General features: G+C 75.3%; 10 protein-coding genes and 1 pseudogene. 3 read left to right on the top strand and 8 right to left on the bottom strand.

Annotated features, from left to right (window positions below; translation table 11 throughout):
* Positions 1–138 precede the first annotated feature (138 nt).
* Positions 139–1572 (top strand): MFS transporter, encoded by a 1434-nt coding sequence (locus tag ACFYWQ_RS36380; protein ID WP_389522711.1) that lies wholly within the window; start codon positions 139–141, stop codon positions 1570–1572.
* Between the two features lie 264 nt (positions 1573–1836).
* Here the strand turns inward: ACFYWQ_RS36380 and ACFYWQ_RS36375 are convergent.
* Positions 1837–2298 (bottom strand): annotated as a pseudogene (locus ACFYWQ_RS36375) (aldo/keto reductase); the annotation flags it as partial.
* 127 nt (positions 2299–2425) lie between these two features.
* On the opposite strand from ACFYWQ_RS36375, the gene ACFYWQ_RS36370 reads away from it, so the two are divergent.
* Entirely contained in the window at positions 2426–3286 is an 861-nt protein-coding gene (locus ACFYWQ_RS36370; protein ID WP_389522709.1) for a helix-turn-helix transcriptional regulator, read from the top strand.
* Between the two features lie 291 nt (positions 3287–3577).
* On the opposite strand, the gene ACFYWQ_RS36365 is transcribed toward ACFYWQ_RS36370, so the two are convergent.
* The 5 genes from ACFYWQ_RS36365 to ACFYWQ_RS36345 all read right to left on the bottom strand — a co-directional run bounded on the left by ACFYWQ_RS36365 (position 3578) and on the right by ACFYWQ_RS36345 (position 9623).
* Positions 3578–4573 carry an ornithine cyclodeaminase family protein gene (locus tag ACFYWQ_RS36365; protein ID WP_389522707.1) on the bottom strand — a complete coding sequence of 332 codons (996 nt, stop codon included), beginning with the start codon at positions 4571–4573 and terminating at the stop codon, positions 3578–3580.
* Between the two features lie 79 nt (positions 4574–4652).
* Positions 4653–5576 (bottom strand): ABC transporter permease, encoded by a 924-nt coding sequence (locus tag ACFYWQ_RS36360; RefSeq protein WP_389522705.1) that lies wholly within the window; start codon positions 5574–5576, stop codon positions 4653–4655.
* Positions 5573–6664, bottom strand: a complete 1092-nt coding sequence (locus ACFYWQ_RS36355; protein WP_389522704.1) for an ABC transporter permease — start codon at positions 6662–6664, stop codon at positions 5573–5575. Before ACFYWQ_RS36355 ends, ACFYWQ_RS36360 begins: the two co-directional genes overlap by 4 nt.
* 92 nt (positions 6665–6756) lie before the next feature.
* Complete coding sequence (locus ACFYWQ_RS36350; protein WP_389522702.1) at positions 6757–8610, bottom strand: ABC transporter ATP-binding protein; 1854 nt, start codon at positions 8608–8610, stop codon at positions 6757–6759.
* Positions 8607–9623 (bottom strand): BMP family ABC transporter substrate-binding protein, encoded by a 1017-nt coding sequence (locus tag ACFYWQ_RS36345; RefSeq protein WP_389522701.1) that lies wholly within the window; start codon positions 9621–9623, stop codon positions 8607–8609. The genes ACFYWQ_RS36350 and ACFYWQ_RS36345 overlap by 4 nt, the downstream gene beginning before the upstream one ends.
* 169 nt (positions 9624–9792) lie before the next feature.
* On the opposite strand from ACFYWQ_RS36345, the gene ACFYWQ_RS36340 reads away from it, so the two are divergent.
* Entirely contained in the window at positions 9793–10509 is a 717-nt protein-coding gene (locus tag ACFYWQ_RS36340) for a GntR family transcriptional regulator (protein WP_389522699.1), read from the top strand.
* Positions 10510–10861: 352 nt separating this feature from the next.
* Here the strand turns inward: ACFYWQ_RS36340 and ACFYWQ_RS36335 are convergent, their stop codons facing one another.
* Positions 10862–11992, bottom strand: coding sequence for an FAD-dependent oxidoreductase (locus tag ACFYWQ_RS36335; protein WP_389522697.1), 1131 nt, complete (start codon positions 11990–11992; stop codon positions 10862–10864).
* A 206-nt stretch (positions 11993–12198) separates the two neighbouring features.
* A complete protein-coding gene (locus ACFYWQ_RS36330; protein ID WP_389522695.1) occupies positions 12199–12813 on the bottom strand; it encodes a hypothetical protein in 615 nt (204 codons plus the stop codon).
* Positions 12814–13121 lie beyond the last annotated feature (308 nt).

Genomic DNA, 13121 nt, shown 5'->3' with positions numbered 1-13121 from the left:
TCCTGCCGAGCCGGGATACAAGTTAAGCGCTTAGAAGCTTGGCGCTTACCTGACGTTTCGTTGGCTGCCGCGCGGGCCTTCTTCGCCGCTGCCTTCCGGCCTTTCGTCCCCTGCCCCTGCCATCAGCGGAGTCCCAGCATGACGACCGAAGCAGTACCCGACGGCTCGCTCCGAGCCTCCATAGCCGCCCGCTTCGAGCGGCTGCCCCTGTCCCGCTGGCACGTCACCGTTCGGCTCGTCATCGGAGCGGTCACGTTCTTCGAGGCCTTCGACCAGCTCCTCATCGCCTACGCGCTGCCCGAGCTGCGCGGCGAATGGCACCTGTCCACCGCCTCCGCGACCCTGCTGCTCACCGTCGGCTCGATCGGCATGCTGGCCGGCGCCCTGCTCTCCGGCCGCGTCGCCGACCGTGTCGGGCGCGTCCGCGTGATCGCCCTGTGCATCGCCGTCTCCAGCGCCGCCAACCTCGCGCTCGCCTTCGCGCCCTCGCCGGAGGCGTTCATGGGCCTGAGGTTCGTCCAGGGGCTGGCCATCGGCGGCGAGGTCCCGGTGGCCGCCACCTTCATCGCCGAGATCACCCGCAGCCACAAACGGGGCCGCTTCGTCCTCCTGTACGAGCTCGTCTTCCCCGCCGGCCTGACCGTGGGCGCCCTGGCCGCCGCCTGGCTCGTGCCGGTCCTCGGCTGGCGGTGGATGTACGGCCTCGCCGCCCTGCCCGGCATCCTCGCCGTCGTCGTGCTGCGCGTGGTGCCCGAATCGCCGCGCTGGCTCGCCGACCGCGGCAGGACCGAGGAAGCCGCCGCCGTCATGACCCGTATCGAGACGGCCGTGGAACGCGCCACCGGCGCACCCCTGCCGCCCGTCGCGGAACCCCTCCCGCCCGCTGCTGGACCGCTCCCGGAGTCCGCGGCCCACCCGCTCCCGCAGGCCGGCGCGGACTCCGCCCAGGCCCCCGCGACCGGCCTGCGCGCCCTGTTCACCGGCCGCTACCGGCGCCGCATCCTGGTCATCGGCGTCCTGTGGTTCACCGGGTACTTCGTCAACTACGGCATCACGTCCTGGCTGCCGACCATCTACCAGAACCGGTACGGCCTCTCCCTGTCCGACGCCCTGCTGTACTCCACCGTCACCTCCTGCGCGGGACTCCTCGGCTGTCTCGTCGCCGCCCTCACCGTCGACCGCGCCGGCCGCCGCAAGGTGATCAGCGGCTGCCTCGGCGGCTCGGCCGCCGTCCTGCTCGTCCTCTCCTTCCTCGGGGCGGACACCGCCGTCCAGGTCCTGGTCTGGACGTCCCTCGCCGCCGTCTTCTTCTTCGGCTCCAACATCTGCCTCTACCTCTACACACCCGAACTCTTCCCGACCCGCATGCGGGCCCTGGGCAGCAGCGTCGGCGGCGCCCTCAACCGCCTCGGCGTCATCCTCGGCCCGATCGTCGTGGGCGCGGTCTACGCCGGCGGCAGCATCGGCTCCGTCTTCCTGACCCTGGCCGCCGTCTCCCTCGTCGGCGCCGTCGTCGCGGGAGCCTGCGCGGAGGAGACGGCCGGCCGGAGGCTGGAGGAGGTGTCGCCCTAGACGGCCGGCGGGACACGACGAAGGACGACTCCGGTACCGGCTGATGCCGTCCGGTCGGCGCTGAGCAGCCCATGGTGCGGCCCGCCCGGAGCGGGCCGCACGAGGACACCGGCTCAGTTCCCCACGCCGAGGTCCGACATGGACGCCGTCGGGTAGCGGTCACCGCGCGCCGAGCCCGGCGACACGGCCTTCTCGATCTCGGCGAGGTCGCGGTGTCGCGGTCGAGCTCTTCCGCAACCGCGTGCAGCGCTACCGGGCCGTCCTGAGGCCGACGTGCCGCACGTGGCCGGCGTCGATCATCTCCTTGATCGCGCCCACCGTCTCCTCGATCGGTACCGCCGGATCCAGCCGGGCGGGACGGTAGACGTCGATGTGGTCGGTGCCCAGCCGGGTCAGCGAGTGGGCCAGGAAGTTCTTCACCGCCTGGGGACGGCCGTCGTACCCGCCGAACTCGTGGCCCGGTCCCCGCAGCGCGCCGAACTTGACGCTCAGCCGGTAGCCGTCCCGGTCCCGGCCGCGCAGCGCCTCGGCGAGCAGCAGCTCGTTGTGGCCCATGCCGTAGAAGTCGCCGGTGTCGATCAGTGTGACGCCGGCCTCCAGCGCGGCGTGCACGGTGGCGATGCTCTCCGCGCGGTCGGCCGGGCCGTACGCGCCCGACATGCCCATCGCACCCAGGCCCAGCGCGGAAACGGCCGGGCCGGTGCTGCCCAGGGTTCGTACCTGCATGACGTTCTCCTCACTCGTCGATCCGTCACCCACCCTGCGCCCGCGCCGCGGCCGGCGGGAGCGGAGCGTTCATCATGGGAGAGCCGCTCCCTGGCTCGGCTCGCCCGCCGCGAGGGAGCATGGGGTCATGCAACGTGACCAGCTCGCCGACTTCCTGCGCCGCCGCCGCGAGGCGATCCGCCCGGCCGAGGTCGGCATCGCGGACGGCCCCCGCCGCCGCACCGCCGGCCTGCGCCGGGAAGAGGTGGCCATGCTGGCCGGCATGTCGGTGGACTACGTCGTACGCCTCGAGCAGGCCCGCAGCAGTCAGCCGTCGCCCCAGCTGCTCGGCGCGCTCGCCCGGGCGTTGCGCCTCTCCGACGACGAACGCGACCACCTGTTCCACCTGGCCGGCCACCGGCCCCCGCCCGCCGACGGCGTGGCCCGCCTGGCCCGGGCGGGCCTGACACGCCTGCTCGACCTGCTCGGCGACACCCCGGCCCTGGTCCTGTCCGACCTGGGCGAGGTCCTCGCCCAGAACCGGGCGTGCGTGCTGCTGTCGGGCGACCACACCTCCTACTCCGGCGACCGGCGCTACCTCGTGTACCGCTGGTTCACCGACCCCGCCGTCCGCGCCGTCCATCCGCCCGAGGAGCACGAGTACCACGCCCGCCAGTTCGTGGCCGACCTGCGCGTGGCAGCCGGCCGGCGGTCCGGCGATCCCACGGTCGACGGACTCGTCGACCGGTTGCGGGCCGCGAGCGCGGACTTCCGCCGGCTGTGGTCCGAGCACGAGGTGGCGGTCCGGCGCGCCGACCGCAAGACCCTGATGCACCCACGGGTGGGCCGCCTGCTGATGGACTGCGAGACCCTGGTCACGCCCGACCAGGGGCAGCTGCTGCTGGTGTTCACCCCGGCGGACGCCGAGACCCGCGAGCGGCTGGAGCTGCTGCGGGTGCTCGGCGTCGAGGACTTCCCCACCGGGCCGGCGACGAAGCCCTCGCGCTGAGGCGGCTCACGGGAGGCCCCGGCGGCGTGCGGGCCGCGCCGCCGGGGCCTCTCGGGTCTCCCGGGCCTCTCGGGTCTCCCGGGCCTCTCGGGTCTCCCGGGCCTCTCGGGTCTCCCGGGTCTCCCGGGTCTCCCGGGTCTCCCGGGCCTCTCGGGTCTCCCGGTCTCCCGGGCCTCTCGGGCTTCCCGGGTCTCCCGGGCCTCCCCGGTCTCCCGGGGTTCACGCGGCCTCCCCGGTCGCGGCCTCCCCGGTCTCCCGAGGTTCACGCGGCCCCCTGGGGTCTCCCGGGGTTCACGCGGCCAGGTCGATGCGCGTCCCCGCACCGGACGCGGTGGCGAGGTCGATGAGCAGGCGCGTCACGGCCAGGTCCTGGAGCCCCACGCCCACCGAGTCGAAGAGCGTGATGTCGTCGGCGGAGGTGCGGCCCGGGGCGAGCCCCTCCAGGACGTGCCCCAGTTCGGTGGCGAAGTCGGCCTCGGTCAGGGCGCCTTCGGCCAGCGGGATCAGGACCTCCCCCGACTTGCGGCGGGCGGTCGCGAAGGAGTCGACGACCAGGCGTGCGCGGACGACGCCCGCCGTGTCGATCTCGCGGTGGTCGGGCCGGGGCGGTGCCCCCACCGCGTTGACGTGCTGTCCCGGCCGCAGCCAGGCGCCCTCGACGACCGGCTCGCGGGACGGGGTGAGGGTGCACAGGACGTCCGCCGCCTCGGTGACCTCACGAGGACCGGCGAGCAGCTCGGCCGACAGCCCCAGCTCCCGCGTGACGCGGTCGACGAGGGCGGCGCCGTGCGCCGGAGTACGCCCCCAGACCAGCACCGACGTCCAGTCCCGGACGGTCAGCAGCGCCCGCGCATGGGCCAGGGCCAGGGGCCCCGTGCCGATCAGCCCGAGCACGCGCGCGTCCTCGCGGGCGAGCGCCCGGGTGGCGACGGCCGTGGCGGCAGCCGTGCGGTAACGGGTGACCAGGGCCCCGTCCAGCACGGCCGCCACGGCGCCGGTCCGCGCGGACAGCGCCAGCACGGCCGAGCGCTGCGCGGGCAGGCCCCGCTCCCGGTTGCCGGGCAGGTCCGCGAGGAGTTTGACCGTCGCCAGCCCGGCCGGTGAGGAGACGGCCGTCATGGGCAGGAACACACCGTCCGATCCGGGATCGCTCAGGGCGGGCGGCGCCGGCAGCGCGGCCAGCCCCCGGGTGAGGTCGCGGTGGGCCTGCTCCACCGCCGCCTCCACCGCGGCGGTGGCGTGGTCGAGGAGGCCGTGGATGTCGGAGCGGTTCAGGATCAGGGTCATCGTGGGGGTCTCCGGTACGTCGGGCGGGCGGTCGGGCGGGTGGCTGGCGTGGGGTGCGGTCCGGGGACCGGAATCCGGGTCAACTGCCGCGCAGGAACGGCACGGTGAGCCCGGCCGGCGCCCGGCTGCGGCCGACCAGGCCGCTCACCGCCAGCAGGGCGAACACGTAGGGGAGCGTGGTCAGCAGCGGCGCGGAGACGTGCAGACCGAGGGCGGGCGCGGCGAACTGGAGGGCCTGGGCGACGCCGAAGAACAGGCAGGCGAGCACGGTGGGCCAGGCCCGCCACCGGCCGGCGATCACCGCGACGACCGCGAGGTAGCCGATGCCGGCGGTGATGTTGTCGCTGAAGGCGTGCACCTCCGACAGCGCCAGCTGGGCACCGGCCAGGGCGGAGACGGCGCCCGTCAGCAGCACGACGGCGTAGCGGACGGCCCGTACGGGAAGCCCGCAGCGGTCCGCGGTGGTCGCGTCCTCGCCGACGGCGTCCACGGCCAGGCCCCAGGGGGTGCGCCGCGCGCAGCCGACGGCGAGCGCGCCCGTCACGGCGAACGCCACGTAGCCGAGGACACTCTGCTCGAACAGGGCGGGCCCCAGGACGGGCACGTCCCGCAGCAGGGGGACGGGCAGCGGGTCGAAGCCCGGCACGGAGTCGGCGTTGCCGTCACCGAACAGCAGCCGCGCCGCGTACGTCGTCCCCCCGAGGGCCAGCGCGTTGATCGTGATGCCGGTGACGATCTGGTCGGCGCGCAGCGTGACGCTGAGGACGGCCTGGAGCAGGGCGACGACGAGCCCCGCGGCGATGGCGGTGAGGACGCCCACGACCGCGCTGCCCGAGGCGAGCGCCCCGGCCGCGCCCGCGAACGCGCCGGTGAGCATCATCCCCTCGACCGACAGGTTGAGAACCCCCGCCCGCTCACTGAGCAGTTCACCCGCGGAGGCGAGCAGCAGCGGTACGGCGAGGCGGACACCGCCCGCGGCGAGTTCGTCGAGTACGGCGCTCATGAGCCGCTCCCCGTACGGCGGTTGCTCCACAGCATCGCCGCGGCGATCAGCAGCACCAGCACGCTCTGCACGATCTGCACGGACGACGCGGGGACCCCGGCGGCGAGCTGGAGGTTGATGCCGCCGCTGGTGAGGAAGCCCAGCAGCAACGAGACGGCGGCCACCGCGACCAGCGAGCCGCGGGCGAGCAGGCCCACCACCAGCCCGGAGAAGCCGTATCCGGAGGAGAAGTGCTCGGCGAGCACGTACGGGGCGGTCGCGACCAGGCAGGCGCCCGCGAGTCCGGCGAGGCCGCCCGCGACGCCGAGTGCGGACTCCTGGAGGCGGGCCACCGGCAGGCCCAGCCGCGCCGACGCGGAGGGCGAGTGCCCGACCGACTTCAGCCGCAGGCCGACACCCGTGAACCGCAGCACCACACCGGTGACCACCACGGCGGCCACCGCGACGACGACGATCGCGGTCGCGGGTGACTCGGGACCGGCGATCAGGGGCAGGCGGGTACCGGGCGGCAGCGGCTGCGACTGGGGAAGGGTCTCCGACGAGGTCACCGGCTGTCGCAGCAGCCCCTCCTCGTGCACGGCCACCGACACGGCACCCACACCGACGAAGTTCAGCAGCAGGGTCGTGATGACCTCGCTGGTTCCCCGCCGGGCCCTGAGCACGGCGGCGACGGACGCCCACGCGGCACCGGCGAGGAACCCGGCCAGGAGCGTCGCCGGCACGCCGATCAGGGCCGGCACGTGCGCGGGCAGGGCCAGCCCGGTCGCGGCGGCGGCCAGCCCGCCCGCGCACAACTGCCCCTCGCCGCCCACGTTCACCAGGCCCGCGCGGTGGGCGACGCCGAAGCCGGTGGCGATGAGCGCGAGCACGGCGGCGGAGTTGAGGGAGCTGCCGACGGAGTACGGCGAGCCGAACATGCCCTCGTCGAGGGCGGCCCAGGCTGTGACGGGATCGGCTCCCGCGGCGGCGACGAGCGCGGCGCCGACGCCGGTGGCCAGGAGCGCGGCACCGGCGGCGAGGACCAGCGGGTGCCGCAGACGGGTGGACAGGCGGGTCAGCAGAGGGGGAGGCGCCAGGGAGAGGGTCATGACGGTCCTTGCGGGGAGGGGAGGAGGGGGGAGGGAGGAGGGAGGGGAGGGGAAGGGGGAAGAGAGGGCGACCGGGTCGTGCGGGCCCGTGGTCATGGAGCGGGTGCGGCCGTTCCGGCGGGGTCGGCAGTGCCGCCGGAACCACCGGAACCACCGGAACCACCGGAACCACCGGAACCACCGGCACCGGCGGCAGCGTCGGCATCGGCCGTCCCGTGCCGCCGCCCGGCCTCCTCCTCGGCGCCCAGCATCAGCCGGCCGATCCGTTCGCGGGCCCGGGGCTCGCCCGTGGCGACGGGGGTGGACAGGCGTCCCCGGTAGGCGACGACCACGCGGTCGCACAGGGCGAGCAGTTCGTCCAGTTCGGAGGAGACGACGAGCACCCCCGTACCGCGGGACGCCGCCTCACGCAGCCGGGTGTGCACCGCGTCCACGGCGCCGACGTCCAGGCCGCGCGTGGGCTGCGCGGCGGCGAGGCAGACCAGGGGGTCCAGGGCGAGTTCGCGGGCCAGCACCACCTTCTGCTGGTTGCCGCCCGACAGGGCGGACAGAGGCGTGTCCGGGCCGTCCGCGCGGATGCCGTGGGCCGAGAGCACGGCGTCGGCCGCGCGGCGCATCGCGGACCGGTCCAGGAACACCCCGGCGCGGCGGAAGTGCCCGAGCCGTCCGAGGAAGAGGTTCTCCGCGACGGACAGTTCGGCGACACAGCCTTCGTGGTGCCGGTCCTCCGGGACGACACCGAGGCCGGCGGCCGTGCGCCGCGCGGGCGCGGCGCGCGTGATGTCGCTCGCGCCGACCGCCACGTCACCCGCTTCGGGTGCGAGGGAGCCGCCGATCACGGCCATCAGCTCGCTCTGCCCGTTGCCCTCGACCCCGGCGACGCCCACGATCTCACCGGGCCCGACCTCCAGGGAGACCCGGTCGAGGGCGTGCGTGCCGTCGGCCCCGCGCACGGTGAGGCCGCTCACCCGCAGCGCGGGAGGCCCGGAGCGGTCCCCTTCCCCTGCGGCCGGTCCGCGGGTGGAGTGGTCCTTTTCCCCTGCGGCCGGTCCGCGGGTGGAGTGGTCCTCTTCCCCCGCGGCCGGTCCGCGGGTGCAGCGGTCCCTTTCCCTCGCGGCCGGTCCACGGCCTGCCGGGTCGGGGCGTGCCGGGTCGGGGGCGCCCGCGGGCTCCGTTCCGGCCGCCAGCCCGATCGTGCCGGACAGGGCCGGGTCCAGGGAACCGGCGGAGCGTCCGATCATCAACGGTACGAGGCGCTCGGCGGGCAGTTCTGCCAGCGCCCCGCCGCCGGCGACCCGCCCCGCGCGCAGCACGGTCGCCGTGTCGCCGGCGCGGGCGACCTCGCCGAGCTTGTGGGTGATGAGGACCACCGCGCCGCCCTGGTCCGCGATGCGCCGGCAGGTCGTGAGGAGGGCGTCGGTGCCGGCCGGGTCGAGGACCCCGGTCGGTTCGTCGAGCAGCAGCAGGCGCGGTTCGCGCAGCAGCGCCTTGACGATCTCGACCCGCTGGCGCAGCCCGACGGGCAGGTCGGCGACGCGCGCGCCGAGGTCGAGGGCGAGGCCGTACTCGTCGGCGACCCGTTCGACGCGCCGGGCCAGGCCGGGCAGCCTCAGCAGGCGCAGGTTCTCCTCGACGGTGAGGGTGGGGACGAGGCTGAAGTGCTGGTGGACCATGGCGATGCCGGCGGCGAGCGCGTCGGCCGGCCGACGCGGGGTGTACGGCGTCCCGTACAGCCGCAAGGTGCCGGTGTCGGGGGAGAGGGAGCCGCCGATCAGGTGGCACAGGGTGGATTTGCCGGCGCCGTTCTCGCCCAGCACGCAGTGCACGCTGCCGGACTCGACGACCAGGCTGACGTCGTCCAGGGCGCGGACGGCGCCGAAGGACTTGGCGAGGCGGCGGATCTCCAGGGCGGGGGCCGGGGCCCCGGGGGTGGGTGAGGTGGTCATCGGGTCGTGATGTCCCCGGCCGCGATCTCCGCCTTGAGCTCGTCGAGCTTCGTCCGAGCCGCCGCGGGCGGGTTGCCGCACAGCACGATGTCGTTGCGCGGCTCGTCGAAGGTGAGTCCGAAGTGGACCGCCTCCGCCTTCCAGGTGCCGGCGGCGAGGTGGTCGGCGGCGTACTCGATCTCCGCGCCGATGTCCGTCTCGACGTATCCGGCGTAGGCCGCGTCGGTGGAGCACGGGTGCGCGATCGGGCCGCCGATGAGGGAGCCGCCGCTCTGGGCGGCCGCCTGCGCGACGCCCTTGTGGCCGAGGTTGAGGATTTGGCCGAGGACGTCGGCGCCGGCCCCGTAGTCGGCGAGGGCGGACTGCTTGGCCTTGGCGGCGTCGTTGAAGTCGCCGACGTACTGCGGAGTGAGGACCTTCACGCCGGGGTCGGCGGCCCGGGCGCCGTTGGCGAACTCCTTGGCCGCGTTGACGATCGCGGGCAGTTCGGCGCCGCCCACGAAGGCCACCGTGCCCTTCTCGGACACCAGGGCCGAGGCGGCGCCGGCCAGGTAGGCGGCCTCGGCCTGCTGGGGGTCGTAGAGCGCGAGGTTCGCGGTGGGCTCGCCGTCGGCGGGGCCGCCGATCTCCGCGAACTTCACGTCGGGGAAGCGGGCGGCGACCTTGCGCACGGCGGCGTCGGTCTGGCCGCCCAGGGAGATGACGAGGTCGGAGCCGGTGGCGAACCGCACCAGGGCCTGCTCGTAGTCGGCGGTGGCGACCTGCTCGACCTTGCTGAACGCGATCGTCCCGGCGTGCGTCTTCGCCGCCCGCCGGTAGCCGAGGTACGCCGACTCCATGAAGCCGTCGTCGGAGAGGGAGCCGGGGAAGAGCACGCCCACCTCGAGCGTGCCGTCGTCGGTGTCCGCCGACGGGGAGCCGCCGCAGCCGGTGAGGGCGGCCAGGCCGCCGAGTGCGGCCACGCAGGCCAGCGTGCGGTGGACCGGCGAAGTGCCGGGACGGGAGTGCGCCATCGAGTGCCTCCGGGGGACAGGGCCCGTGAGCCGGTTACTGGTATACCGTTAAGTGGCAATCAGTGTCGGAGCCCTGTGTTTCAGCGGTGTTAGAGCGCGGTTAGCAGTCACGGCGCCTCCGCGGCGACGGCCTAGAGTGGGCAGTCCCGCACTGTGGAGGAAACCCTTGGTGAAGAGCGCCGGACCGACCGCCGAGCCGCGTGGCTCCCTGCGCGAGCGTGCCTACGACGCGCTGCGCCGGCGGATCGTCGAGGCCGAGTTCCGGCCCGGTCAGCGTCTGGTGGAACGCGACCTCGCCGCCGAACTGGAGGTGTCGCGCATCCCGTTGCGGGAGGCGCTGCGGCTGCTGGAGGCCGACGGGCTGGTCCTCCTCGTGCCCCATCGCGGTGCCCTGGTGGCGCCCTTCACCCCCGCGGACGTACGGGACCTGTTCGACGTGCGCGAATCACTCGAGGCGCTCGCCGCCCGCCTCGCCGCCGAGCGCGCCGGCCGGTCCGGCCTGGACCGTCTCGCCGCCCGCCTCGACAGCGCCCGCGCCGCGACCCGTGCCGGTGACCGGGACGCCATCGCCGCCGCCAACGCCGGTTTCCACAACGACATCGTCGAACTCGCCGGGAACCCCCTCCTGACCGGCATCATGCGTCCGCTGGAGGCGCGCACCCACTGGCTGTTCCGCCTGACCGCGCAGCGCGACGCCGCCCGGCAGTGCACCGAGCACGAGCGGCTGTACGAGGCCATCGCGGCCGGTGACGGGGACCGGGCCGCGTCCCTCGCGCACGACCATGTCGCGACGGGCCGCCAGGTGAGCGTCGCACTGGCGGCGGAGTGGTCCCACCCGGAGATCGATCCGGAGGCGGTGGCGGCCCGCCGCCGACGCAGGCGCTGAGCGCCGGGCCGTGCGGCCGGGGCGACACGGGCGGCGACGCGGCGGCGGTCCGCCGCCGTTCGCGACGAGCCGGAGCGGACAAGCCGCGGCGGGCAGTCCCCCGCCCGGCGTCGTCGCCCGGCGCGGACCGTCGCCCGGCGCGGACCGTCGCCCGGCGCGGACCGTCGCCCGGCGCGGACCGTCGCCCGGCGCGGACCGTCGCCCGGCGCGGGCCGTCGCCCGCCCGGCGCCGACGTCGCCCGGCGCCGTTGTCCAGGAGCGAGTGGCCGTCGCCCGGCGCGGGACCGGATCGTCGCCCGGCACGGGACCGGATCGTCGCCCGGCGCGGGACCCGATCGTCGCCCGGCGCGGCTCAGCGAGCGGTGCCCGGGCGTCCGAGGGCGAACCGGCTCGGGCCGGGCTCGCCGCGGACGAGGGCGGCCGCCAGTTCGCCGATGACCGACGCGAACTTGAAGCCGTGCCCGGAGAAGCCGCCCAGCACGGTGACCGGGCCCTGCCGGTCGATGACGAAGTCGTGGTCCGGGGTGGTGGTGTACAGGCAGGTCAAGGGCTCCGGCGCGGTGTGGTCCACGCCGGGCAGCCAGCGCTCGGCGTACGACGCCAGCGCCCGCACCGCCGCGGCGTCCGGGGTGCGGTCACTGCGGTCGGGGTCGACGACCGGGCCGACACCGTGGAAGCCCGCCTTGACGCCGTCGGTGCTGCCGAGCCCGTACACGCCGTCCACGGTCAGGCCCTCCGCGGGCAGGGCGGCGCCCGGGTGGTGGATGAAGGCGGGCCAGGCCAGTGGGTCCGCCGAGGGGAAGTGGGCCGGCTGCTCCTGGGTGACCCGCAGCGTGGGCACGCCGTTCACCAGCGGGGACGCGCCGCCGGTCAGCAGGTGGTGGGTCCAGCCGCCGACGGCGAGCACCACCGCGTCCGCGCGCACCTCCTCCTCCGCCTCGGTCACCACGCGTACGCCGTCGCCGCGCACCGACAGCCCCGTCACCCGGACGCCGTGCCGGATCTCGGCGCCGTGCGCCCGTGCCGCCTGCTGGAAGGCGGTCACCGCCTCGTCGGCGTGCAGCCGCCCGGCCTCCGGGTGGAACAGCGCGGTGGTGTCGGCGCGCAGCCCCGGCCACCGCTCCGCGACCTCCTGCGGCGACAGCCGCTCCACGGGCCGTCCGGCGGCGGTCAGGGCCTCGTGCAGCGCGTCGGTGGCCGCGGCCGGGCCGTGGTCGACGGCACCGGTCAGGGTGAGCACCTGCCGTCCGGTCTCCTCCTCCAGGCGCCGCCACAGCGGCAGCGCCCGGACGGCGAGATCGACGTAGAACGGATCCGCGTAGGCCAGCCGGAAGATCCGCGAGGTGCCGTGGGAGCTGCCCCGGTCGTGGCCGGGCCGGAAGCGCTCCAGCAGGGTGACCCGCTCGCCCCGGGCGGCCAGCCGCCAAGCCGCCGACGCCCCCATGACTCCGCCACCGATGACGACGATCCGACGAGAAGGCACGCTGCGTGATCCTTTGTGAGTGATCCGGATCGAGCGGGCGACCGGAATCGATTCGCTGTGACCAGCAACTTTCTATCAGGAGCTCCGCCGCGCTCACCGGCCGGGCCGCCGGACGCGGGGAGCGGCCAAGGGGAGCGGCCAAGGGGCGGCTCGGCCTCGTGTCGTCCCCGGCCCACCGCCCCCGGCCCGCCTTCCCCGACCGGAGATCAGCTCGTCACCGGCCACTCCAGCGGATCGGCGTAGTAGCCCTGGCTCAGTTCGACCGCGGCGGCCTGCCGGCCGGCGGGGACGAGGAAGACGCTGCAGATGTCCTCCGACTGGCCGGCGCTCAGCTCCTTCTCGGTGTCGGGTGCCGGGCAGTCGGGCCACTGGGCCTCGCCCAGGAGGACGACGAGCGCCTTGGTCCGCTCGTCCTTGTCCGTCTTCACGATCAGGTCGTCGTCCATGTCGCCCACCGCCATGGCCTTGCCGCTCTTGTGGGTGAGGGTGGTCCACACGTACACGGGGACCTGAGCGCCGTCGCTCTCGTCCAGCTGGAGGCCGGAGTCGTCCACCTCGGCCTCCGTCCCGGTCCGCACCTTCGTGGGGGTGACCGTGAACGTCGCCCCCTTCGACGCCTGCAGGGTGGATTCCTGCGGCGGACTGGCCTCGCCCAGGCGGTAGGTCGTCCTGTCCTCCGAACCCGTGTCGCCCTCGGCCCGGTCCCCGGAACCGCCCTGGGCCGTCTCCGACCCCGACCCCGAGTCGTTGCAGCCGGTCAGCACCACGGCCAGCGCCAGGGCACCCAGCGTCGCCGGCACGGCGCGAGTCCACGTGCGCATGTTCCTCACTTCTCTCCCCGTTGATCTTTCCGGCGCCCGATCCTGCCAGAGACCGCGGCCCGCGCCGGCCACGGGCCGACCCCCGACGGCGGTTCCCCGTCACTTCCCCCCGACCTTCACAGCACCCACGTGCAGGACGCCGGACCGCCCGCCGGCGCCGGACCCGGGGAACGCCCGCGCACGGGCGCGGAGTCCGGCTCGGGCCGCCACCCCACGACGTGGGGGCCCCCCCCCGCCGGGGGGGGGGGGGGGGCGGGGGGGCCGGGGGGCGGGGGGGGGGGCCGGGGGGGGGGGGCGCCGGGGGGGGG

Source organism: Streptomyces sp. NPDC003247 (assembly GCF_042888135.1).
Classification (GTDB): Bacteria; Actinomycetota; Actinomycetes; order Streptomycetales; family Streptomycetaceae; genus Streptomyces.
Note: the sequence above shows the minus strand (reverse complement) of the source record. Positions and strands in the feature narration are given on the sequence as shown.